This window comes from Flavobacterium sp. FlaQc-57 (genome assembly GCF_044007395.1).
In the GTDB taxonomy this organism is placed as follows: Bacteria; Bacteroidota; Bacteroidia; order Flavobacteriales; family Flavobacteriaceae; genus Flavobacterium.
Genome location: NZ_JBIPDA010000003.1, coordinates 186,690 through 209,801 on the forward strand (window position 1 = coordinate 186,690; position 23,112 = coordinate 209,801).

General features: G+C 32.8%; 22 protein-coding genes. 8 read left to right on the top strand and 14 right to left on the bottom strand.

Annotated elements, in window-relative coordinates; translation table 11 throughout:
• The first annotated feature begins 11 nt into the window (after positions 1-11).
• Entirely contained in the window at positions 12-2,030 is a 2,019-nt protein-coding gene (locus ACHRVZ_RS11775) for a glycoside hydrolase family 97 protein (protein ID WP_395422646.1), read from the top strand.
• Between the two features lie 204 nt (positions 2,031-2,234).
• Here ACHRVZ_RS11775 and ACHRVZ_RS11780 read toward each other — a convergent pair whose 3' ends face one another.
• Positions 2,235-3,152, bottom strand: a complete 918-nt coding sequence (locus tag ACHRVZ_RS11780) for a hypothetical protein (RefSeq protein ID WP_395422647.1) — start codon at positions 3,150-3,152, stop codon at positions 2,235-2,237.
• A gap of 173 nt (positions 3,153-3,325) precedes the next feature.
• Here ACHRVZ_RS11780 and ACHRVZ_RS11785 point away from each other — a divergent pair, with 173 nt between their 5' ends.
• The 3 genes from ACHRVZ_RS11785 to ACHRVZ_RS11795 all read left to right on the top strand — a co-directional run bounded on the left by ACHRVZ_RS11785 (position 3,326) and on the right by ACHRVZ_RS11795 (position 6,675).
• Positions 3,326-3,790 carry a MarR family winged helix-turn-helix transcriptional regulator gene (locus ACHRVZ_RS11785; protein ID WP_395422648.1) on the top strand — a complete coding sequence of 155 codons (465 nt, stop codon included), beginning with the start codon at positions 3,326-3,328 and terminating at the stop codon, positions 3,788-3,790.
• A gap of 131 nt (positions 3,791-3,921) precedes the next feature.
• Entirely contained in the window at positions 3,922-5,340 is a 1,419-nt protein-coding gene (locus ACHRVZ_RS11790; RefSeq protein ID WP_395422649.1) for an MATE family efflux transporter, read from the top strand.
• A 162-nt stretch (positions 5,341-5,502) separates the two neighbouring features.
• Entirely contained in the window at positions 5,503-6,675 is a 1,173-nt protein-coding gene (locus ACHRVZ_RS11795; protein WP_395422651.1) for a hypothetical protein, read from the top strand.
• 32 nt (positions 6,676-6,707) lie between these two features.
• Here the strand turns inward: ACHRVZ_RS11795 and ACHRVZ_RS11800 are convergent, their stop codons facing one another.
• A complete protein-coding gene (locus ACHRVZ_RS11800) occupies positions 6,708-7,142 on the bottom strand; it encodes a DUF6526 family protein (RefSeq protein ID WP_395422652.1) in 435 nt (144 codons plus the stop codon).
• Between the two features lie 313 nt (positions 7,143-7,455).
• The gene (locus ACHRVZ_RS11805; RefSeq protein ID WP_395422653.1) at positions 7,456-7,938 is read right to left on the bottom strand and encodes a DNA-deoxyinosine glycosylase; all 483 of its coding nucleotides are present in this window, start codon (positions 7,936-7,938) and stop codon (positions 7,456-7,458) included.
• Positions 7,939-8,136: 198 nt separating this feature from the next.
• Between ACHRVZ_RS11805 and ACHRVZ_RS11810 the strand changes: the two genes are divergently transcribed.
• From ACHRVZ_RS11810 to ACHRVZ_RS11820, 3 genes are all read left to right on the top strand, one after another.
• On the top strand, positions 8,137-9,162 hold the full coding sequence (locus tag ACHRVZ_RS11810) for a helix-turn-helix domain-containing protein (protein WP_395422654.1): 1,026 nt from the start codon (positions 8,137-8,139) through the stop codon (positions 9,160-9,162).
• Between the two features lie 275 nt (positions 9,163-9,437).
• Positions 9,438-10,391: a GNAT family N-acetyltransferase gene (locus ACHRVZ_RS11815; protein WP_395422655.1), complete on the top strand. Its 954-nt coding sequence runs from the start codon at positions 9,438-9,440 to the stop codon at positions 10,389-10,391.
• 90 nt (positions 10,392-10,481) lie between these two features.
• On the top strand, positions 10,482-10,805 hold the full coding sequence (locus ACHRVZ_RS11820) for a cupin domain-containing protein (RefSeq protein ID WP_395422656.1): 324 nt from the start codon (positions 10,482-10,484) through the stop codon (positions 10,803-10,805).
• A gap of 83 nt (positions 10,806-10,888) precedes the next feature.
• Here ACHRVZ_RS11820 and ACHRVZ_RS11825 read toward each other — a convergent pair whose 3' ends face one another.
• The 7 genes from ACHRVZ_RS11825 to ACHRVZ_RS11855 all read right to left on the bottom strand — a co-directional run bounded on the left by ACHRVZ_RS11825 (position 10,889) and on the right by ACHRVZ_RS11855 (position 20,399).
• Positions 10,889-12,088, bottom strand: a complete 1,200-nt coding sequence (locus ACHRVZ_RS11825) for an NAD(P)/FAD-dependent oxidoreductase (protein ID WP_395422657.1) — start codon at positions 12,086-12,088, stop codon at positions 10,889-10,891.
• On the bottom strand, positions 12,085-12,573 hold the full coding sequence (locus ACHRVZ_RS11830) for a low affinity iron permease family protein (RefSeq protein WP_395422659.1): 489 nt from the start codon (positions 12,571-12,573) through the stop codon (positions 12,085-12,087). Before ACHRVZ_RS11830 ends, ACHRVZ_RS11825 begins: the two co-directional genes overlap by 4 nt.
• A gap of 11 nt (positions 12,574-12,584) precedes the next feature.
• Entirely contained in the window at positions 12,585-15,398 is a 2,814-nt protein-coding gene (locus tag ACHRVZ_RS11835) for an AsmA family protein (RefSeq protein WP_395422660.1), read from the bottom strand.
• Between the two features lie 18 nt (positions 15,399-15,416).
• Positions 15,417-16,292: an MlaD family protein gene (locus ACHRVZ_RS11840; protein WP_395422661.1), complete on the bottom strand. Its 876-nt coding sequence runs from the start codon at positions 16,290-16,292 to the stop codon at positions 15,417-15,419.
• Positions 16,293-16,314: 22 nt separating this feature from the next.
• Positions 16,315-17,094, bottom strand: a complete 780-nt coding sequence (locus ACHRVZ_RS11845) for an ABC transporter ATP-binding protein (protein WP_395422663.1) — start codon at positions 17,092-17,094, stop codon at positions 16,315-16,317.
• Between the two features lie 2 nt (positions 17,095-17,096).
• Positions 17,097-17,855, bottom strand: coding sequence for an MlaE family ABC transporter permease (locus tag ACHRVZ_RS11850; protein ID WP_395422664.1), 759 nt, complete (start codon positions 17,853-17,855; stop codon positions 17,097-17,099).
• 273 nt (positions 17,856-18,128) lie between these two features.
• Entirely contained in the window at positions 18,129-20,399 is a 2,271-nt protein-coding gene (locus ACHRVZ_RS11855) for a glycosyltransferase (protein ID WP_395422666.1), read from the bottom strand.
• A 519-nt stretch (positions 20,400-20,918) separates the two neighbouring features.
• Between ACHRVZ_RS11855 and ACHRVZ_RS11860 the strand changes: the two genes are divergently transcribed.
• On the top strand, positions 20,919-21,080 hold the full coding sequence (locus ACHRVZ_RS11860; protein ID WP_029273540.1) for a DUF1328 family protein: 162 nt from the start codon (positions 20,919-20,921) through the stop codon (positions 21,078-21,080).
• A 96-nt stretch (positions 21,081-21,176) separates the two neighbouring features.
• On the opposite strand, the gene ACHRVZ_RS11865 is transcribed toward ACHRVZ_RS11860, so the two are convergent.
• From ACHRVZ_RS11865 to ACHRVZ_RS11880, 4 genes are all read right to left on the bottom strand, one after another.
• Positions 21,177-21,644, bottom strand: coding sequence for a DUF1440 domain-containing protein (locus ACHRVZ_RS11865; RefSeq protein WP_395422667.1), 468 nt, complete (start codon positions 21,642-21,644; stop codon positions 21,177-21,179).
• A gap of 38 nt (positions 21,645-21,682) precedes the next feature.
• Positions 21,683-22,192 (bottom strand): DinB family protein, encoded by a 510-nt coding sequence (locus ACHRVZ_RS11870; protein ID WP_395422668.1) that lies wholly within the window; start codon positions 22,190-22,192, stop codon positions 21,683-21,685.
• Between the two features lie 96 nt (positions 22,193-22,288).
• A complete protein-coding gene (locus ACHRVZ_RS11875) occupies positions 22,289-22,498 on the bottom strand; it encodes a hypothetical protein (RefSeq protein ID WP_395422669.1) in 210 nt (69 codons plus the stop codon).
• Positions 22,499-22,510: 12 nt separating this feature from the next.
• Positions 22,511-22,891 (bottom strand): DoxX family protein, encoded by a 381-nt coding sequence (locus tag ACHRVZ_RS11880; protein ID WP_395422670.1) that lies wholly within the window; start codon positions 22,889-22,891, stop codon positions 22,511-22,513.
• Positions 22,892-23,112 lie beyond the last annotated feature (221 nt).

Below are 23,112 nucleotides of genomic sequence, written 5' to 3' on the forward strand. Positions count from 1 at the left end.
ACAATTAAATAATGAAAAACATAAAATATAGATACTGTCTCATTGCTTTAGCATCAATACTAATATTTGCCTGCAGTACTAAAAAAACATACAAAATTAGCTCTCCCGGAAAAAACACTGAATTGATTTTTGAATTAACGGATTCTGGTCAGCCTCAATATAGTTTTACGTCAAGCGGAAAATCGGTTATAGAGCCATCATTATTAGGATTTGAATTTCAGGGAATACAAAAAATGACAGATGGTTTTGAAGTAGTTTCCACCGAAGAAAAATCTGCCGATCAAACTTGGGAACAGCCTTGGGGAGAATTCAAAAAAGTGAGAGATCATCACAATGAATTAATTGTTCATTTGAAAGAGTCAAAAGGAGAAGGGCGTTTGGTTGATATTATTTTTAGGGTTTTTGATGATGGTTTAGGATTTAGATATGAGTTTCCAAAGCAGCCGCATTTAGACAAAGTGAAAATTTCAAATGAAATCACACAATTCACTTTCAAATCAGATAATGATGTTTGGTGGATTCCCGTGCATCGCGAAAACAGTTATTACGAAAGTACCTACCGCAAAACGCCTATTAGTAAAACCGATACGATTAATACTCCGGCGACATTAGAAACCAAAGAAAAACTGTTTGTGGCTATTCATGAAGCTAATTTAACCGATTTTGCCTCGATGACGTTGTTAAAAACAAACGACAAACAATACAAAAGTGAATTAGTGCCTTGGGCTGATGGTGTAAAAGTATATGCCGAGACACCTTTTAAAACCCCATGGAGAACTATTGTAGTAGGTAAAACTCCTGGTGAAGTGGCGACATCTACAATTATGCTAAATCTTAATGAACCTTCTAAAATTGAAGATTTATCTTGGATTACACCTTCAAAATATATTGGGATTTGGTGGGGAATGCATTTAGAAAAATACACTTGGGGACAAGGACCAAAACATGGAGCAACGACAAAAAATACAAAAGAATACATTGATTTTGCTGCCAAAAATAATTTTGACGGCGTTCTGGTCGAAGGTTGGAATGAAGGTTGGGACGGTGACTGGACTGCTGACGGATCTGCATTTAGTTTTGTAAAAGCCTATCCCGATTTTAATTTGGATGAAATTACAAAATATGCCGCTATTAAAAATGTTCGTTTAATAGGACATCATGAAACGGCTGGCGCTACAAAACACTATGAAAGCCAATTGGAAGATGCTTTTAAGTTGTATCAAAAAATGGGTGTGAATACAGTGAAAACCGGTTATGTAAATAAATATTTAGACAAAAAAGAATGGCACGATAGCCAATATGGAGCGCGCCATTATAGAAAAGTAATGGAAACCGCAGCTAAATATCATATTATGATCGACAATCACGAACCTATAAAAGGTACAGGATTACAGCGTACTTACCCCAACTTTATGTCACAAGAAGGTGGAAGAGGGCAGGAATACAACGCCTGGTCTGTTGATGGCGGAAACACTCCGGAACATTTAACGACTTTACCGTTTACAAGAATGCTTTCAGGACCTTTTGATTATACACCAGGAAATTTCAATTTTGATTATAAAACGCCTTCGGGAGCAAGAGTGCAAACCACTTTAGCTAATCAATTGGCCTTGTATGTCATTATTTATAGTCCGTTACAAATGGCTTCAGACTTGCCTGAAAACTACGAAGGAAAGCCAGAATTTCAATTCATTAAAGATGTCCCCTGCAATTGGTCAGATACAAAAGTGTTGGATTCTAAAATAGGAGAATATACCACAATTGCCCGTAAAGACTGGGAGGATAAAAATTGGTATTTAGGTTCTATTACAAATAGTTTTGCGAGAAATTTAAAAGTTGATTTATCATTTTTAGATAAAGACAAAGAATATGAAGCCGAAATTTATGCAGACGGAGCAGGTGCAAATTATAAAACAAATCCATATCCGGTTTCGATTTCAAAACAAAGAGTAAACAGTAAAACAGTATTGGATATTAAACTGGCAGCCGGCGGAGGAACAGCTGTAAAATTTACTCCAATAGAAAAGTAAGTTAATTGAGTTTATTTTGAATTAAGTTTGTGTTGAGCAATGAACCCGATGTCTTTTATGAAGATATCGGGTTTGTTATTTTTATTGTTTCAGGTTTCAAGTTTGAGGTTTCAGTTTTCAGGTTTCAAGTTTCGGGTTTTTAACCTTTGCACCTTTGCACCTCAGTACCTTAGAATCTCAGAACCTCAGTACCTTAAAAAGAAACTAATGTTTATAAAGCTTAACATGATTTCCAAAGGTATAAACCGCTGTGATAGTTGGTCCGTTGTAACCCCATTTCAAATATCCGTTTAGTCTCTCTTTTATGGTATCTACTTTAAAATTTAGACCAGTATATCCGGCAGTAAGGCTAAAATTTTGATATACATTATATGACACCGCTAAATTATAGCTGACAATTCGACCGTCTATATCATCGATTTTTACGGCGAGATAATTCGCATTCACGTACAAGCCCCAACGTTTTGCCAAAACAAATTCTCCCCATACGCCAATGTCAGGTAATGGAGCAGTGAAATTAAAACTATCTCTGTATTCTAAACTCGCTTGATTGGCATCAACACGTAAGCCCAAATCTGCAAAAAGTACGTGAGCACCAATTAATAAACCGGCTTCGAACTTTGGTTTAGATAAAAAAGCATAACCGTAAGCAATTCTTGCAATTTGAACGTCAAACATTGCAGTTACTCTTGTATTTATATTGTAAGTATGTTCACCAAAATCAATTTGCTTTTCTAAGGTTTTAGTCGAACTTCTGTCAAGAGCAAAAAACTCAAATCCCAATCTCGATCTTCTTGAAATGCGCCAGTCAAAAGTTCCCATAAATGAGCTGCTGGATTTTGAGAAGCCCAAATCATTTTCGAGGTCTATTTCCGTACCGTGATTTCCATTATTAGTACCAACCTGAATCTGAGTATTATTTACGGGAAAAAAAGCACCTGCAGTTACTTTAAAACGTCTTGCATACCAAGGTAAATCTGCTACATCATAATCTTGAGATGGAGTTTCGATATCATTTTGTAAAACAGTTAAAGGGGGTTCAACTGGTATTTCAGCAGTGGTTTGTGCCTGAATTGTAGAGAAAAAAAGGGGAACTATCAAAAAACAAAATAATTTTTTCATGTGACTTATTTTTAGATTTTATTGATAACATTTTAACACTTAAAGTTAACAAAAAAAATCATTCAATTTGACTTTTTAGTTTTATTATTTTAATAATTGATTCTGAATATCAGTTAAATACGAATTTTTATTTAATTTAGTTGACATGTCACTCTTTTTTGTAAATTTGCAATATGGATAAAAATAAAACAGATTTTGATGCCTTTAAAGACGAAATTTCAAACAGTTTTTTCTTTCAGATTCATCGAATTAAGCGCACTATTTTCCGTCATACAAACACACTCATGACGGAAGCTGGTATTAATTTGCAACAAGAACAACTTCCAATAATTATGATTTTGCAACGAAAAAGTATGTCACAACGAGAACTTTCAGACATTACGATGCGGGATAAATCGTCTATTTTAAGAAGTGTAAATGCTTTAGAAAAAAAAGCATTAATTGAAATTCAAAAAGATGAAATAGACAAAAGAAAAAATATAGTAAGTCTGACAGCAGAAGGAGTTAGTATAGCAAAAAGTATACGGTTGTTGATGAGAAAATCAGAAGATGAGGTTTTGGCTGTTTTTTCGGATCAAGAAAGAACAGAAGCTTTAGAAACTATTAAAGGTTTTGCAGATAAACTTGATGCACTTTAGTTGAATAAAAAAGTTTGCCATGAATTACACTAGTTTCTAATATAGTAAAGCAAAGAAGTTCTATTTGAATTCGTGGAAATTCGTGCAATTCGTGGCAAAGAAAAAATTAATACAAATACAGAAAACTAAAAATGAACAAAAGTGAATTATTAGAAGGTCCGATACTTTCATCATTATTAAAATTGGCAGTTCCAATTATGATTGCCAATTTGCTACAAGCCGCATACCAATTAGTTGATGCTTTTTGGGTGGGACGTTTGGGCGGAGATGCTGTCGCGGCGGTGTCTGTAAGTACACCAGTCATTTTCCTGATGATTGCTTTAGGAACCGGATTGGCAATTGCGGGATCAATACTTATTGCACAATATTTTGGTGCAGGGCAGCAGCAAATGGTCAATCATGTTGCAGCTCAAACATTATTAATGGTCATTACAGCGTCGATCGTTTTGTCGATTATTGGTTACTGCTTAAGTCCGTATTTTTTGTATTTGCTTAAAGTAACGCCGCAGGTTTATACAAATGCTTTGGGTTTTATGCGAATCGCTTTTATCGGATTGGTTTTTAGTTTCAGCTTTATGATATTTCAGTCAGTTATGCGTGGTGTGGGGCGTGTTACTTTGCCGGTTTATATTGTATTGGGAACTGTGATTCTAAATTTTGCTTTAGATCCGCTGTTTATTTTTGGATGGAATTTTATTCCGGCAATGGGGGTAAAAGGAGCTGCTTTGGCTACTTTGTCAACACAGAGTTTGGCCATAATTATTGGTTTTGCAATTTTATTTAGAGGTAAACATGGAATTCACTTGCAGTTGAAAGATTTTAGACCTGATTATAAACATATCAAAAAAGCGTTTAAAATTGGTTTTCCATCCTCAATAGAACAATCAATGCGCGCAATTGGTTTAACGGCTATTACCTTTTTGATCGTACATTTTGGAACAACAACTGTTGCTTCGTATGGTGCGGGATCAAACCTGATTCAGTTAATAATGATTCCGGCGTTGGGACTTTCAATGGCTATCGCAACTTTAGTTGGTCAAAATATTGGTGCCGGAAATATGTTACGTGCCGGAAAAATCGCAAAATTAGGTGCTTATTTAGGTTTTGGTTTATTAACCGGAATTGGAATAATAGCTTATGCGTTAGCTCCACATTTAATTGCTTTTTTTGTACCAAATGATCCACAAGTCATATCTGGTGGAACAGTTTTTTTAAGAATAACGTGTCTTTCCTGGGGATTTCTTGGACTGCAAATGTGTTTGCTGGGTGTTTTTAGAGCAGTTGGAAATACAACGCTTCCTATGATTTTAACTCTGGTTTCACAATGGGTACTTCAATTTCCATTGGCTTATGTTTTATCACATAATACACCGCTTGGAGCAACTGGAATTTGGTGGGCTTTCCCAATTTCGACCGTAATTACAGCAATTGTTACGATGCTTATTTATGCCAAAGGCGATTGGAAGAAAGAACGTTTAACCGGAAAAACAAACAAACTTATTGATAAGGTTGAAAAAGAAATTGTTAAGGAAGGTTTTGAAGTTAAGTAACGTTTTTTTGAAAAATTTAAAGGTTTGGAGAGGTAAAAGGTTCAAAGGTATTAACATAGAGACGCACTGTTGTGTGTCTTTTTTTTTGTTAGACATTTTTAACTCTCATTTGCCATTAAAAATATGATTGTCTATATTTGAGAGTAAATTCTCAATATAATTATGGACAAAAAATTAAAACAATACTTTGTAAAGTCTTTCGTAGTACTATTATTTATTCATTTAGCATATTTTTTATACGGTTATTTTACGTTTGAAGGAATTGGGAATATCAATACTACAACCGAGTTTTATAGGTTTAAATTTTTTGATGATGTTTCTATTTCGCACTTTTTTGTAAGCGGTTTGTTTTTGCTTTTTTTCTTAATATTTCTACTTAAAAATCATTCAAAACAAAATTATTCATTTGCCAATTTGCTTAAAATTGGCGGTTTACTACTGTTGATTTCATTTTTTACTTTTTCATTTTTTGTTAGTTATAGCTTTGGAATGAATGCGAAATTGAAATCAGAATTATCTGAAAAAGAGCTTAATAATGATAAAACAGTTTTGAATGTTTTACGTCCGTTTTTGTATAATTATACGTCTTACAGTTCAGAGAAATTGTTTAATCCCACAAATGTTTTATACCCAAAACCATATCCGGTTATTGAGGTTGTAGACAGCACATTGTTGTATGATCAATATTATAGTCGGGAATATAAGTATTACAGTATTGATACTTTGAAGATGTTAACAGCAGATTTAAATAAAGTTTCGGCTGCGACAAGTACGATTTTGGATAGTATAGGTTTTGGTAAAAAAGAGCTTTTGGAGCGAATAATTAAAAAGAATACCCTAAAAGATAGTACCGAAATTATTTATAAAGGCCAACAAATAAATCCGGATTACGACTCTAATATTTGCATATTTATTAAAAACAAAGCGATCTATAAACCTGTAAATGGAATTCCGATCGAGAAACAACAATACACTGCTGCAGTTAACCGATATAATTTGCTGTATAAATTTAAGCAGGATTCGTTATTACATAACTTTCAAAAGTTAGATACAGTTTTGAGGAAATACAAGATTGAAACTGGTATTGTACCTAAAGATTTGACTAAAGATGTTTTGTTTTATAAAGATCATCATGATGAACCGTTAAATGCAATTAGAAATACTTTTGACAGACCGGCTTTAACTGAAAAACTAACTACTTTAGAGCGATTATTTTACGAGCCAAATTATCTTCACTCCTCAATTGTAAGCATTTTTTTAGGCGTTATTGCTACAGTTTGGTTGATTCTTTTTTTAATTTACATTTTGTTTAATTATAGAAAGAAGGCGTTATAGATCAAGCAGCGATTGTTTGTTGATCATCTTTTTTAAACCCGATTATAATCGGCTTTCCAGTGTACAATTGCTTTTTTTATTGCATCTCCGCTAAGATTATTTTTTAGTGCATCATCCAGTAAAGGTAAAAATTCGTTATCGGGTGCAAATCGTAGTGCAAATATTTGATCGTCTGTTAATTTGTATTCGAATTCTTCAAATCGTTTTCCGGTTAAAGTAAAGTAGCGATAACGAATTTCTAACTTGACGATTCGGTTTTGTAACGTAAGCGCGTAATGCTGGCGCAACATAAATGCAAGGCAAAATAAAAACACAAAACAAACACTAATAAACAACCAAATCAGTGTATCATTTGTGGTACAGGCAAAATAAATGCTTGCTACCAAAAAGAGTATCAAAACGGGATAAAAAACAAAATGGTGCGGTTTATAAAACCGAATGTGGTTATAATAGGTTTGAATTTTCATAATTATTTTGTTTTTGGTTTGCGTTAAAAAAACAAAGCTACCCTAAAATAGAATAGCTTTTCTCAAAAATAAACTAACATAACCAATGTTTCTTTTATAATTAAACTTGTTACAGTTTTCTAAGTAGTTTTTATATTTAAAAAAGCCTCAGTCTTTCGGGCATTATTCTTTTCAATGGCTTTAACTTGTTGATGTAAAATTAGATATATTGATAAAGTGTTTTGTTATAATTTAAAGAAGAAATGTTATATGATTTCAATATTTTGAAGCAGAATAAAGTATTAATTCGTTCAATTTGTGATCTTTTTTGTTTTTATAATGAAGAGATAATACTCCATTCGTCAAGTTTAGACTGGAAAGATTTACTGGCATTTGCCGGACTTGTAGATGGCAATGTTAAAAGGTGATATGTTTTATTAAGATGAACGTATTTTTTGAAAAAAGCAGCTGCTTTTTGACCGTTAAATAAAATCGTTTTTATGTTTGAATGCTGCTTAAGAAATGCTTCAAAATCATTTGCAATTTCGTTTTTTATTGCACTATCTAAACTTCCAATTCTTTCACAGTATTGCAAAACATCCCAAACTGCAATTTTGTTTTTAATCAATAATGCTTTTTTAGTTTCGTAATCATTTGAAAAATCTTCATTGAAAATGGTAAACATAAATTTCCAGAAATTATTTTGATTGTGACCGTAATACTGATTCATTTCTAATGACTTTGTTCCTGGCATAGTACCCAAAATGAGAATTTTAGCATCTGCTGTACTAATCGGTAAGAATGAAAAACTTTTCATGGTTTTTTATATTTAGAAATATTTTGTTTTGGTTAAAATAATCATTTATAAGTAATTATAAAACAAAAGCGGAAAATTATATAACGCTTTTGAACTGCTTATAGATGAACTTTGAAGTTCAGATTTTGTTACACAAGAATACTACTTCTTTAAAAAAAATCTATTAAACTGATTGTAAAATTTTTAAATCCAAGCAAAATGAAAACAGTTGCGATACACACACAAAATGTTCAAAATTTATTTGAAGATTTGAATAGTAATATTGATGGAATAGTAACTTTTGATTTGGATGAATTTAAACTCGAAGTAGATAATAATTTTGCAAAAGGAGTAATTACCGGAGCCACCTTTAGCGATAATATTTCATATGTTCAGTTTGACGTTACTTTTTCGGATACCGTACGAATGAATATAACAAATGATGCGTCGGCACCTTTGTATTTTGGATATTGTTCAAAAGGAAATTTGTCTCATTATTTTGGCTTTACAGGTGAAGAAAGAAAAATTAGAACTTTTCAAACCGCTATTTTAGCTTCAAAACAAAACCAGGATAATGTTTTACTTTTTGAAAAAGAGGTGAAAACTAAATTTACGTTGATAATTGTTGGCGATCAGATTGCGGAAGGAAACCAAATTTTTTCTTTCAATCATCAAGTAAAGAAGGCTTTTTTTGAAAGTAATACAATGGCAAATTTCTTTCACATTGGTTCATATAATTTAAAAATAGATGAAAAAATTGAGCAGTTAAATGCCATTTCGCAAACCGGAATCGTTAGGAATTTAATGAAAGAAGGAATTCTGAGAATTATATTAGCGATGAAAATTCAGCAATATTCAGACGATTTAAAAGTTTTTTCGCAAGATGTAAATTGTCTGACTTTAAAAGAAATGGAAGAAATAAAAGAACTTTCTAAAGCGATTAAGGCAAATCCTGAAGAAGCTTTTTGTATCAAATCTTTGTGTAAAAAAACGGGCCTATCACCAAACAAGCTGCAAGAAGGTTTTAAACTAATTCACAACAGAACAGTAAACGATTACATCACACACATGCGAGTTGTAAAAGCCGAAATTCTTATTAGAACATCAGACTTAAATATTTCCGAAATTGTGTATTGTATTGGTTTTACCAGTAGAAGTTACTTCTCTAAAATCTTCAAGCAAAAATTTAATTGTAGCCCAAAAGAATATAAGTTTAATTTGAGTCCGTTGGCGATTACAGCTTAGTTTTTTTAAGTTACTAAGACACTAAGTTTTTTAGCTTCAAAAGGTATTGTAGAGGCGCACAGCAGTGCGTCTTTTTTACGTCTAAGAATTTTTCAGGAAGCTATTTCAGTTATTCGCATGTATCTTATTATTTTTAAGGAAACAATAATAAAGATGCCGATTCTATCTGGGCTAGTCATTCATTTTCAAAAAAAAACTTGGAAACTTAGTATCTCATGAACTTAATTTCTAAAAAAAGAATACATTTGCATAACTAGTTATGTAATTAATTATATATGGAATTTTTTAATAAAGTTGGTAAAGTGGCTTTAGGTAGTCGATTACGTTTAATGACAGCAATAATTACAGATGATGCGGCTAAAATATATGAGTCGTATGGTATGAATTTTATGCCAAAATGGTTTCCTGTATTTTATACTCTCATGGAAGAAAAGGAAATAACAATTACAGAAATTGCCAATGAAATTGGGCATTCGCAACCATCTGTGAGCAAGATTGTTCAGGAAATGATTGCTGTGGGGTTAGTTGAGGAAAGTTTAAAAAGCAGTGATAAACGTAGAAATATTGTAGGTCTGACAGCTCAGGGATGGGGGTTTTCTAAAGAATTAAAATTACAATTAAAAGATGTTGAAGCAGCTGTAGATGGTTTAATAGCAGAATCAAGCCATAATTTGTGGGCAGCGCTTGAAGAATGGGAACATTTATTAGAGCAAAAAACGTTGTTTAAAAGAGTTAACGAACAAAAGAAGTTGCGAGAAAGCAAAGATGTGAAAATAGTACCATTTGAACCTCAATATCTTGAAGCTTTCAAATCGTTAAATGTCGAATGGATCTCAACTTATTTCGAAATGGAAGCAGCAGATTATAAAGCTTTAGACAATCCTGAGGAATACATCTTGAACAAAGGCGGCAAAATTTTCGTTGCTTTATATCAAAATGAGCCACTTGGAGTTTGTGCTCTTATCAAAATGAATGACTCTGTGTACGATTTTGAAATGGCGAAAATGGCGGTTTCACCCAAAGCGCAAGGAAAAAATATTGGTTTTTTGTTGGGACAAGCAATTGTAAATAGTGCCAAAGAACAAGGTGCAAGCAAAATTTATCTGGAAAGTAATACAATATTAAAACCCGCCATAAATCTGTATCACAAGTTGGGCTTTCAGAAAGTTTTTGGTTTAGCAACACCTTATAAACGTTGTAATATTCAAATGGAGTTAATAATTAAATAAAGTTGCTAAGGTTCTAAGTTGCTAAGTAAAAATAGTACCAGGTAAAAAGCTTAGAACCTTAGCAACTCAGAACCTTAGAACCTTAAAAAAATGAAAAACATTGTAAAAAAAGAAAACGCGGTTTCGAGACAGTTTTTAGGAGTTGATTTTGTAGTATTGTCAATAGGACAAGATTCTATGGTTACAAAAATGCTGTACAAGTCGACAGATAATGTTCCGTTCCATAAACACCCAAACGAGCAGAGTGGCTACGTAATTTCAGGTAAATACAATTTGAAATTTGGAGGTGATGAATTTCAATTATCAGAAGGAGATACGTATTCAATTCCAGCGAATATTGAACATTCTATTGAAATTATTGAAGCCGGAGAAGTGGTAGATGTTTTTACACCAATAAGACAGGATTATTTGTAATTTAAGTTACTAAGGTTCTAAGTTGCTAATCTACTAAGTAAAAAAACTTAGAACCTTAGCAAATCAGCGACTTAGAACCTTTTTTAACGCCCAAACTTATAATACTCTAAATCCTGATTTTTTACATCGTTGATTGAATCCAAGATAGAATTCATTCCGATAACGCTAAACGTGATTCCGTTTCCTCCAAAGCCTAAAACGTAGTGTTCATTTTTTTTAGGATCAGGTTTTCCAAAATAGGGTAGACCATCTTGAGTTTCTCCAAAAGTTCCCGCCCAGGAATAATCTAATTTAAAGTCAATTTTAGGGAATTTTTTATGAAATTGTTTTAGCAGATATTGTTCTTTTTTGGGTAATAATTTATCACGTTTTATAGGATCTTTAAATTCTTCGTCGCCGCCACCCATAATAATACGATTGTCTGAAGTAGATCTAAAATACAAGTATGGCGAAGATGTATCCCAAAAAACAGCATTCTTAAAAGCAGTTGGCAAAACGGGTAAACTTTCAGAAGTAATGACAAAAGTGCTTTTTAAATCAACTACTTTTTCAGCAAGTGTTTCGGTACTTTCATAACCGCTGCAATGAATTATATGGTCAGCAAAAATGGTAAATTTATTTTCGGTTTGTGCTATGCTTTTATCTCTTAGATTTTGAATAGAGATTATATTAGTCCGATCAAGAATTTGCATTCCTTTTTTTTGACAATATTCGAGCAAATCATGGGCTAATTTATAAGGATCCATAACTGCAGCAGTTTTAGATTCTATTGCTGCCACAGCATTTAAGCCAAGTTTTTGAAGATCCCATTTTTCCAGCCAGTTTACATCAAATCCATGTTGTTTTCTGCATTCGAATTCGTTCTTTAAAAACGGAATATCTTTTTTTAGAGAAGTAAAATAGATGCTTTTCCTGAATTCAAATTTGCAGTCGCTTTTAATCGTATCAATGATATTTCGGAGATCAAAAATGGCTTTTTTTCCATTTCTATAACTGTCAACAGCACATTCTAATCCCCTAATTTTTATGAGTTCATGGAGCGAAATATCAATTTCATATTGTAATAAAGCTGTGCTGGCGGCCGTACTTCCATTGCAAACATCACGGCGATCAACCAACACTATCTTTTTTCCTTCGTTAATTAATTTATAAGCTATTAATGCACCGGTTATTCCTCCGCCAATAATTAAAATTTCAGTATTTATATCTGAATTTATGGAGGGATAACTGTTTTTCATCGCATTTTTTAGCGGCCAGAAAGTTTCGGTCGAACGTAGTTTCATTTCTTGGTAATATTTTTAGTTCGTGATTTAGTTCTGTTTTTATCCTTGCGTTCGTGCTGTTCATGCGCTTCGGCAATAGAATGAGAGTTTCTGATGCTTTCATCTTTTTTAGCCAATTCACTTAATCTGTGATAGTATTTTTGAACAATGATCATTTCTTCTTCGGTCATACTTTCAATATCGACCAAACTATTACTCGAATATTCGTTTGATGCTACTAATTCGTTTAATTTTAGCTGAATGGCAAGTGAGTCTTTATTCTGTGCTTTCTGGATCAAAAAGACCATCAGAAAAGTAATAATGGTGGTTCCTGTATTGATTACCAATTGCCAGGTTTCAGAGTAATCGAAAATTGGTCCTGAAACTGCCCAAACCAGTACAATTAAAAAAGCACCAATAAAAGCAGTGGTACTTCCTGCAGCTTTAGAAACGTTGGTGGCGAACTTTTCGAAAGCACTATTCTTACTTTGTTTTTTAGTTTTCATTTCAATCTGATTTATGGTTTACTTACTTTTTCTGCGCGAATTACTTTGTTGTGTATTTCGTCGTAAATAGCATCGTTTATTTTTTTTCCTGTCTTGCTAAAAATCTTGATTTTAGGATCTTCATGTGTACCTGTAATTACAATTGGAATTCCAATTAGACCAAAAGGAGGAAGTCCTAATCGCATTCTTAAATCCAATAATCCGTCAAAACTGGTTGTACCTTTTACGGTTGGTTTAAAACTTGCTACAGAGAATGTGAATGGTTCAATATGAATTAAATTATTATCAACGGTCGACTTAATTTCAATTCCTTTCATATCAGGATTATCCAAACCTTTTTGTCCGGTTTTAGAGCTTATTCCATCAAATAATTTCAGTCCTTTTATTTGTACATCGCGCAAGTTTAGAGTCCCGCCACCATCAAGAGATTCATAAATTGGACTCATATTTCCGTCTAAATCACCTTTTACTTTATAATCTACAGAAACAATTCCCTGTGCTTTTTCGGCAACAGAAACCATTTCATGAAACATCGGGATTTCTTTGTAAGCTTTTTGCACACTAAAATCCTTGGCAGTAAAATGGGCATCAAAATGCGCTGCAGTTGGCGATTCATCTTTGTATGTTGCGTCGATTCCTAAAATGCAGTCGATAATATCAAAAGTGGTTTTTTCTAAAAAGAAACTGCCTTTTGCAATTCCTATTTTACCAGAAAGCTTGTTTAAAACCAATCCGTTATATTCAACTTTATCGGCTGTTGCGTTTAAGGCAACATTTAGATTTTTTGGTACAATGATTACGCCGCTCATTTTCGGATGATCTTCTTTGGCGTATACTACTTCAAGATTACGGTCTGTATTTTCACCTTTTTTAAGTGCCATAAACTCATCAACATTGATCAGTTTTGATTTCATGTTGAAATCGCCACTTAAAGTTCCATGCGATTCTAAAAAGTAGTTTATGGTATTTAGTAAATAGCCATTAATATCAAAATCGGATTTCCCGTAAGAGGCATAGAATTTTTCGAACCACATTTTCTCATTTTGGAAACGGAAATTTCCTTGTTTGATAAAAAAGGCTTTAGGAAATAATTCTGATGTTGTCTTAATATTTTTTAATACAATAGTTCCGCGATTGTCAAGTTTATTATATTGTCCGTTCGTGGCATAACTTTGTTTTCCCTTAAGCGAAAGATCTGCTTTTGCATAACCCGTTACATCAAGACCTTTTTTGGAGAAAACCTGATAAATGCGGCCAACGTTAAGTTCTCCTTTTATTTTGGCATTATAGGCCAAATCATTAAAATCAGAAAGTGTGGCGTTTACATACATCGGACTTCCTTCAAAAACAAAAGATGCGGGAGCAACAGCGACAATTAAATCCTGAAATGTTCCGGCTTTGTTTAACACATTGGCAACAAAAGTTATATTTTTAATTGGGTTAGGATAAGAGTCAGTTTTTAACCAGCCATTGTGTAGCGCAATTCCGCCAATAGTTTTTGGGAACAGTTTTTTAGATGTACTAAAAGTCCCTTTTGCCTTAATATTGGTTTTTAAAATTCCTTTTAAGTCAATCGTATTTAATCCTAAAGCAGCATCAACGGTTGCTAAATCAAGTGCCCCTTTTACACTTGCATCGACAGTCATTTCATTAAAGCCTTTACTGCGTAAATAAGCCGTGAAATAGTCTTTTTCTCCTACTTTAAATTTAAAAGTCTGGAGATTAATTAGCAGTTTTTCTATATCCAGCGAAGGCAAGATTGCATTAAGATTCATCTGAAAATCGGTAAATGGAGCAGGAGCATTTTGATAATTTATGGCACCATTATCAATTTTTAAATTAAAAGCTAAATCAGGTTTTTGTTTTTTGGCAACATTATAATTTCCTTTAAAAGTAAAAAGTAAATCGCTTTTTCCTGAGATTTCAGTTTCGTCCATCCACGTTAAATATTCCGGTGGCATAACTGAAAATAAATCTTTCAAGGTTGTATTTTCAGATGCTGCTTTGATATTTATTTTATATCCATCTCTCAGAATCGTGAAGAGGCCAGTAAACTTTAAAGGTAATTTGTTGATTTTTAACTCGTTTTTTTGAAGAATAAACGAAAGAGCATGCGTGTTAATTCGGGTAATTAAATCTGCTCGAACTTCTTTTTTTCTAAGATAAGCTGTTCGATCGTAATAGAAATCAAGGTTATCAATTTTGGCATCTGTATTTAAGTCGAAAATATCTTCGCTTAAATTTCCTTTTCCAATATAATTAAAACCTTTTGCGTCTACCAGTATTTTGGCAGAGCGGTCGTTGTATTTTACATGACAATCTTCGAGATCAATTCGTTCTAAACGAATTGCCGTTCCTTCTTCAGGTTTGTTAGGGTCGTTTGGTTTTTCGTCCCGATCTTCGGGAGCAACATAAATATTATAATTGGCTTGCCCTTTTTGGTTCACCATTATATTGATTAAAGCTTTGGAAACATACAATTTATTAATTTTAACTTCATTATCGAAAATCAGTCTTTTTAAGTTGATACCAAAAGCAACTTGTTTTGCTTTAAGCAAAGTGTCATTGCGAAATGGCGCTGAACCGGTTAGTGATAAATCATCAAGCGAAACTGTTAATGAAGGAAAATGAGTAAAAAATGAAAGTTTTGACTTTGAAAAATCCATTTTAGTATCCAAACGCTCATTGGCTATTTTTTTTACTTCAGCAGCTACTGTTCCAGGAAAAAACATTGGAATCAAAAATAATAGCAGCAAAATACTTGCGACTACTATTCCTGTCACTTTTAGGGCTTTTAGGATTGTATTTTTGTACGAAACTTTCATAACATTATATTCAATAAATTAAGATTTTGCTTTTTTAGCATCTTCTTCTTTCTGCTTGTCTTGTTTTTGTTTTTCATCTTTAGCTTTTTCCTCTTTAGCTTTTTCTTCTTTAGCTTTTTCCTCTTTGGCTTTTTGTTCTTTTTCTTTATTGTTTTTTTCTTCTTTAGCCTTTTCTTCTTTAGCCTTTTCTGCTTTTTCTTGTTGTTCCTCCTTTTGTTTTTCTTTTTGTTTTTCTTTTTTCTTGAAGTATCCTTTAAGCAGGAAATTACTTTTTGCAGCTTCCATATTTTCGCTGAAACCTTTTGTGCCTGATTCTAAGTTAGAAAGCGTATTAGAAACGCTGTTTGCCATTTTATCATCACGAACTAATCTCGCCAAAGCACCGTTTCCGTTATTCATACTATGACTAAAAATGGCAAGTTCATCAGTTATTACGGCAGCATTATCAACACTTTTTTTAACGCTTTTCATTAAATCCTGCATCTCAATTCCGTTAATCGAAGCTATTGCACCGTTGTTTTCTACTACTTTGGTAGATTTAACTCCGGGAGAAATAGTCAATACTTTATCGCCCATTAATCCGTCTGAGCCTATACTGGCGCGCGCATCTGTTTTGATAAATTCCCTTACATCATCTTTTATAACCATAGAAACCACAACCGAAGAATCATTTATAAGTCTGATTTCTTCAATAGTCCCGATATTAATTCCTGAAAAACGTACATTGTTACCAACTTCTAAACCGCTGACCGTTTTAAATCGTGATGTAAGGTGAAATGTTGAACCAAATAGGTTTTTTTGTTTTCCAATAAAGTAAATCGCCATAATAAAAAGCAACAAACCAATTGTTACAAACATTCCTAATTTCCAAGTATATCCAGATTGCTTCTCCATGATTTCTAATATTTATTTTACTTTATTCAAAAAATGAGCGAACCCATTTGTCTTCGTTTTTCTCTAATTCTTTATAAGTTCCTTCTGCGTGAATTATTCCATCTTTTAAAACCATAATGCGATCGGCAGTCAATTTGGCGCAAGCCATATCGTGTGTAATAATGATCGAGGTCGTTTTGCGTTTGTGTTTAATATCCAGAATAAGTTCGCTTATTTCTCTTGATGTTATTGTATCTAATCCTGTTGTAGGTTCATCGTACAATATAATTTCCGGTTTTAAAATTAAAGTTCTGGCCAAGCCAATTCTTTTTTGCATTCCTCCTGATAATTCGGCGGGCATCTTATCAATTGCATCGCTTAGACCAACGCTGTCCAATGCTTCCATAACTTCATTTTCTATTTCCTCGGCAGTCAATTCTTTTTTGTGTTTTTTTAAGGTAAAAGCCAAATTTTCCCGAACTGACATTGAATCATACAAAGCGCCACTCTGAAACAAAAAACCAATACGAATTCTGATGGCGTTTAATTCTGGTTTAGTCAAATTCAGCACATTTTCATCGAATACTTTTATTTCGCCTTTGTCCGGTTCGATTAAACCTACAATGCATTTTATTGTAACTGATTTTCCTGATCCCGAACGTCCTAAAATCACTAAATCTTCGCCTTTATTCACGCTAAGATTTACGCCTTGCAAGACCTTGTTATCTGTACCAAAAGTTTTATGCAAATCCTTAATCTCAATGATTGGAGTTTTGCTTTTTTCTTTTGTTTTAGGTGCTGTATTTTCTTTCTCTTTAATCATTTTTAGAAGAATAAATCGGTTATTTGAACGGCAACCATATCAAGAATAAAAATGGTTAAAGAAGCTGTTACAACTGCAGAATTTGCAGCTTTACCAACACTTTCAGTTCCATTTGAAGCATTAAATCCCTTATAACATCCTATCATTCCGATAAAAAATCCAAAGAAGAATGTTTTAATAGTTGCCGGAATTAAATCCAGAAATTCCAGCGATTGAAAAATCTGACTGACATAGCGATAAAAATTGACGTCTCCATGAATATTGATTCCCACATAACCGCCAATAATACCCACGGCATCAGCAAAAATCACTAATAGCGGTACCATTAAAGTACAAGCTAAAATTCGCGTAACTACTAAATAATTGTATGGATTAATTGCCGATACTTCCATGGCATCAATTTGTTCTGTAACTTTCATAGAGCCAAGTTCAGCACCAATTCCTGACGAAATTTTTCCGGCGCAAATTAAGGCCGTAATCACCGGTGCAATTTCTCTTATTAATGAAAGGGCTACCATTCCGGGTAACCAGGATTCTGCGCCAAATTTCACTAAAGTAGGCCTCGATTGAAGCGTAAGCACCAATCCCATAATAAAACCGGTTATTGCTACCAGAGGCAGCGATTTATAACCAATAACATAACATTGTTTCAAGAACTCTCTTGTCTCATAAGGAGGAATAAAAACCTCTTTAAAAAACTGCTTAGCAAACAAAGTTGCATTTCCTATTTCGGTGAATGTATTTTTTAAAATGAGAATCAAAATAGTAAGTTTTAGAAATTAAATCAATAGCTTAAAAATCATTTGCTTATAACAATTGTTTGGCCTCGATTACCAATGATTAAAGTTATCTTAGAATGAAAGAAAAAACGTTACAAAACTTTTCTGGATATTTATATAATTAGCATTGAATCAATACAATAATTTTACATAATTTGCGTTGGCAAATAGCTGTAAACAAAAAATCCCTTCTTTAAAGAAGGGATTTTCAGGGTTAAACAGAGAATTTTGGTCAGTCTATTATCGTAGCGCTAATTATGAATTAATAGCAATTCCGGATTTAGGTTTCATTAACGGAATAACTTTAATTTCTGATATTTTCAGGTTTTCCATTAATAATCTCGCATTTAAATAACACACGGTAGATTCGGCACCCTGATTTAGATTTACGTTTTCTTTTTCGAGTCCGTCATAACCACCACCGCTTATTGGATTATACATAATTTGTCCAAGATGATTTTTGCCTAAAAACCAGTTAAAGGCTATTTTCATTTTTTGTCTGTATTCTGCAGTACCAAAAGCATTATAAAATGAATTTAGTGTATGAATTGTATAGGCAACATCAATAGGTTGCTCTCCATATTCATGCGGTTCAGAATCTTTATGTAACCATCCATTATTAGAGATTACTTTGAAAGTTTTATTCGTAAACATTTTCGACATTAAAAAGTCAAGAGAATCTAAAGCTACTTTTTTGTAAATAGGTTTATTGGTAGTTAAAAAAGCAAAAAGCATAGATTCCGGTAAAATACCATTTCCGTACGTCATGTAATTTTCAAACCATTTCCAATCATTTGTAGCATGGATTTCATAATTTGAAAGCAATTTGGCGTTTAGCTTATTGATAATCGCTGAAACATACAAATTAGGAACGGCAGTATGATAGAGATACAACCCTTTTGTAGCAAAACCAATTGATCGTGGTGATTGAATCGTTTCGGCCCATTTTAATGAGTTTAGTAAACATTGTGATGCTTTTTTAGAAATTGCTTCAGGAAGAATATCTGCATTTGAAATCACTGTTCCTAAAGCCCAGATTGCTCTTGCATTGGAATCTTCCAGGTTAACTTCGGCATTTTGCTCAATATGTTCGCGATTTTCCTGATCGACATAATTGATAAAATCTCCTTTTGGCTGTTGGCAACGAATAATAAAGTCCAAATAAATTAATATATAAGCTAAATCTTCTTTGTCCTGAGTCAATTTATAATGCATGCAAATCGCAATTAAAGCGCGTGCATTATCATCTAATGTGTATCCTGATTCTAAATCTGGAACTGATATTTTGCTGAATTGAATAATTCCTAAATCAGTTGTAAGTCTTTTGATATGTTTTAATTGAATGTCCGGATAACTGAATTTTATTTCAGCAGGATTTTCCATTAAATCTCTGTACGTATTGATATGAGTAATGGCTACATTTTCCCAAGATGAAGCGCGGGTTTTTCTGAAAGCGTTAATTCCCATTTCGGTTCTTAAATTATCATCAGAAAGTAATTTAATGGTAGCTTCTGCAAATTGATCGGCATTTCCAATATCAACTAAAATCCCCGAATCCGGAGTTAGAACCTCTCTTGTATGCGGAATTTTTGATGCTACTATAGGACAAGCACAACTCATCGCGTATGAAAAAGTGCCGCTTACAGCCTGGTTAGGATCTTTTGACGTAAACAAATAAATATCAGTCGCTTTAAGATAATCCAGAAGTTCCTCTGTGTCTAAATATTGATTGATAAAACGAACGTTATCTTTTAAATTTAAGTCTTCAACAATAGCTTCCAATTTATCGCGATAAGCATCAACTCCGTCAACTATTAAATTGGGATGTGTTTTTCCGATAATTAAATACAGGACATTAGGTTCTTTTTCGATAATTTTAGGAAGAGCCTGTAAACCGGTTTCAATATTTTTTCCTTCTCCTAAAAGTCCAAAAGTAGCAAGTACTTTTCTGTCTTGAATATCAAATTTTTGCTTAGCCTGATCAGGAGTTTCATAAATTACAATATGCGTTCCGTGAGGCATACAAGTAATAATTTCATCTTTGATGCCATAATCATTTATCAAAATTTCTTTAGATTGATTTGTCATTACAAAAACCGAATTACTATAACTCAAAAGTAATTTTACAAAAGTTTTCAATTCGTTATTCGGATTTGGGATAACACTATGAAAAGTATAGGTTAATGGCTTTTTGATTACGTTTAGAAAATCTAAAAGATAGTCGCCATAATTGCCTCCAAATAAACCAAATTCATGTTGAATATGAACCAATTTAACCGATTTGTCTTTGTTGATTTCTTCGGCAACTTTTGTATACTCATTTTTGTTTTTTGTATTTAAAGTAAAAGCTTGTGTAGGTTTTTCTTTTGGATTATCAACTAATTCACAAATTTGGCAATTTATTGATTTGCCAAAAACATCCGTAATTCCTTTAATGGTATCCTGCGTATAAGTCGCGATTCCGCATTGCGTTGGCGGAAACGTAGATAGGAAAACTATTTTTGATTTATTTGATATCGTCTTCATTGGGATTTTGCTTTAATTCGATTAATAAGTCGTTGAAGTTCAAAGAAGCCGCCGCAATTGTGTTATCGGCAGCACCGTAATAAATATATAAATGGTCGGCAAAAATGATCGTTTCTATTACAGAAGTAACATAATTTACATAACCGTGATGTTCATAATATTCAGATAGCGTAGAAATCCTTTTTAGGACCTTTATATTGAATGATAAATAAAATTATTCTTCGCTAAAAAACGTTCAGTTATGGCTAAATCCATAGCTCCGAATTTTTATCTAAAATTACTTTGAGAAAGGAGGGAGGGTTAATCCAATCGATCAAAAAATTAACTCAAAAGCATTTAGATGGAAATTTTATAATTAAAAAGAGGAATTCTAAAATTACACCAATAATTTGATTTATAGTTAATTGAGTTAATAAATTATTGTTAAGAGTTAATGTGACAGAGAGAAAAAAGCCAACTTTGAATAACAAGAAAAGAGACTTTAAAAAGTCTTTATTATGAACTTTAAAAATCAATATTATGTTACGATGGACCGTTATTTTTATTGTTTTGGCTATTATAGCCGGAATTTTTGGTTTTGGAGGAATTGCCGCCGGAGCCGCTAGTATTGCAAAAGTTTTATTCTTTATATTTTTAGTATTATTTATAATTTCACTAATAAGCGGAAGAACAAAAGTGTAGCAGTGAGATTTATTTAGACAATAAAAAAAGCGAAACTAAAATATTAGTTTCGCTTTTTTGGTTTTCAAGTTATTGACTCTTTACCGCAATTGAAAACTATTTACGTAATGAACGATATTTTTTGTGAATAAATGCAATTGGAATACCAATACAAAATATCAAAATTAGTATGGATAAGAGTAAAGGAAAATCGAAATGTTTTTCTGGTAAAACAGGGAATACAACTGGTAAAACTACTAAATTCATTACGATCCATGCAAAAACACCGTAGATTACTCCAGCTAAAAAAGTATTCTTTTTTAAGAAAGAAAAATACGGATAAACAGTAAAATAAAACCAGGCAAAAGCAAATGCGATGAAATAATGCAGTAACAAACCGTAAAGTGCCATTTGTGATCCGCCTGAGTAAGCTTCCTTGTGAAAAACACCACTTGCAATAGATTGCAAAATTTTTATTCCGGTTGTTTTATTAAGAATGACAGCATAAATGACAATTGCTGCAACGATGTCTAATGTTCCTGCAATTAGTCCGGACAAGAAAACGGCTCCGCTTTTTGATTTCATATAAATGGTTTTGTGGTTTTGGTTCTGAAAGATAAAATTTAAACCTGAGTCAACATCTTAAAAATTGAATTTAATTGATGTGTATGTCTCTGGGTATGAACGAGCGCAAAATTAATCCATTCATAAATAGTAAATTTTTCAAAACCCGGAACTTCAAAATCCAGACAAGTCACGGTTAAATCATGCGTTTCAGTAGCCTGAAGTAAATCAGATTCTATTTTAGCCAGTGCTATAATTAAGGAATCTTTGCTGTAGTTGGTTATTGCCGGCTTTAGAAAATCGGGCGCATCCATTTTGATGTTGAAGTTTAGAAAAAGACCTTCCAGTTCTTTTACATGTTCATCGTATTTTCGGATAGTTTTTTTTGTATTTCCTGCAAAGAGCTCCGGAAATCCAGAACTGGCTAGAATAATATGTTGGGTGGTTTGCCCGCCGGTCCAACTGTCTTTGTAAGGTGCAATATTAAATTCTTCTTCTGAAAAAGAAGAAAGGGTGTTATTTAATTTTTTAAATGTTTCACCAATATTCTCTTTGACTGCTGTTTTCATTTTATTGATTTTGAAGATTTAAAGTATACTCAAAATTATAATTAATTATTTATTTAGAGTTTTGATAGTCAGTTGTATAAGTGTTTTTTGGAATAATTACAAAAGTACCTCACAATGATAACCATAAGAATTAAGAAGTTCTATTATCTTTTTGTTGGAGAGAGAAGATCCGTGAATGCGCAAAATTTTATCACAATCTTCTAAATCGAAATTGATAGCACTGTTTGGAAAATGCTCAAGAAGTTTCCCCACAATCAAAATAGATTGTTCGACTTCTTGAACATTTGTTTTGAAAACTTCTATCATCAGTTTGAAGTTTTATAAAGCGATATTTTTGTAACGCTCAATTTTATGGTAATAAATATATGAAATTGCTAAAATCACTAAAAAGATTAAAGGAAAAAAGCCTTGAAAACCAATTCCGTCAACAGAGAAATGACTTATCGATGCAAATATAAAATCGAAACCAAATCCGGCGTAGGCCCATTCTTTTACATTTTTTGAAATTGATGGAATCACCAATACCAATACGCCTAATATTTTGAAAACGACTAAGGCATTCCCAAAATATTCAGGATATCCTAAATGTCTAATTCCTTCTTTTGCCATTTCAGATTGAGAAGTCAGTGCCGGCATAACGCCTTCAAATAAGAAGATAATAATTGTAGTAATCCAGAAAATAATTTTTGCTTTCTTCATAGGTTTGTTTTTTAAAAGGTTATTAGTTAATGTATTACAAACTTACGAATCTTATTTTTTTGAATAAATATGTATTTAAGACTATTTTAGGGGCATTTGAGACATTGTTTAGTTTTTTAGTTTCAGTCTCAGTTTTCAGTCTCAGTTTTTGGTGTGAGAATGAGCGGAGTCGAGGTCTCGCAACTTGAGTAACCAATGATCCTTCGACTTCGCTCAGGATG